Below are 1,259 nucleotides of genomic sequence, written 5' to 3'. Positions count from 1 at the left end.
GCGTCGAGGTCCAGGCCGCTGGCCCGGGCCACGTAGCCGAGGGTGCCGAGGTCGCGGGCGGCGTCGGCGGACAGGACGGCGGTGCCGGTGAAGCGGTCAGCGACCACGCTGTGGCCGAGGGCGAGCCCGGCGAGCTCGGCCACGTCGGTGCCAATGGCGTGCAGCCGATCGGGGGCGGGGAGGGCCTTCAGATGGGCGCCGCCGAGGCGGACGCCGCCGCGCAGCAGCCGGTGTCCGGTGACCTCAGCGTTTATCCGCAGGAGCTGTTCGCGGATACGCCCGGTGTGCGCGTGCAGGATGGGGAAGGCCACATCGTTGCAGAGCGCGCCCAGGTCGGTGACGTGGTTGTAGAGGCGTTCCAGCTCCAGCAGCACGGCTCGGGCCCGCTGCGCCTGCGCGCTGACCGGGGTCTGGGTGGCCTCTTCCACAGCCAGGCAGTAGGCGAGCGCGTGGCCGACAGAGGTGTCGCCGCTGACGCGCTCGGCCAGGTCCAGCCCGTCGGCGGGCTGGCGGCCCTCGAAGAGCTTTTCGATGCCCTTGTGCACGAACCACAACCGGGCCTTGAGCTTGATGATGGTCTCGCCGACCACGGAGAAGCGGAAATGCCCTGGTTCGATGAGGCCGGCGTGGACGGGTCCGACGGGGATCTCGTAGACGCCCTGGCCTTCCACGGTGACGAACGGGTAAGGCCCCTCGGGGTCGCCGAAGGAGGGCGGCGGCCCCGCGTCGTCACGCATCGGGTACCAGCCGCGCGGCCAGTGGTGGTGGCGCACCAGCCGCCGAGGGAGCGGGTGATCGAGCGGGGCGATCCCGTACAGGTCGCGGATCTCCCGCTCGAACCGGCCTGCGGGGAAGGACAGATGCGCCAGGCTGGGCACGGCCGGCTGTTCCAGGGGGAGGCGGAGCCGCAGCTCGGTACGGCGATCCGGGCCGCCGGCGACGAACAGGTACGCCAGGCCGAACCCGTCGGCCTCCTGGCGCGCGGAGACCAGCGCCAGCCGGTGGCCGTCGGCCAGCAGCCGGGCGGCGTGCTCGGGCAACTCGGCGGGGCTGATGTCGGCGATGGTGCGCGTGCTCATGGCGTTGCTCCGGCGATGGTGGCGGCGGCCTGTAGCAAGGAGTGCAGCGGTCCGAGAGTGATGCCCAGGACGGCGCAGGCGGCCAGGCCCGCGACCAGTGGGGCCGCCACGGTGCCCGGCAGTGTGATGGCCTCGCCCGGCGAGCCGCCCAGGAGCATCCGCCGGCTGTGGCGCCCGATG

At 73.2% G+C, this 1,259-nt stretch carries 2 protein-coding genes; both read right to left on the bottom strand.

The window, feature by feature from the left end:
- A partial coding sequence (locus tag AB0J09_RS65085; protein WP_360714535.1) for an NADH-quinone oxidoreductase subunit C occupies nt 1-1,079 on the bottom strand: 1,079 nt, incomplete at its 3' end.
- The coding region (locus AB0J09_RS65080; protein ID WP_360714533.1) for a hypothetical protein at nt 1,076-1,259 on the bottom strand (184 nt) is incomplete at its 5' end. The genes AB0J09_RS65080 and AB0J09_RS65085, both read right to left, overlap by 4 nt.

This window comes from Nonomuraea sp. NPDC049784, assembly GCF_040659615.1.
In the GTDB taxonomy this organism is placed as follows: domain Bacteria; phylum Actinomycetota; class Actinomycetes; order Streptosporangiales; family Streptosporangiaceae; genus Nonomuraea.
Note: the sequence above shows the minus strand (reverse complement) of the source record. Positions and strands in the feature narration are given on the sequence as shown.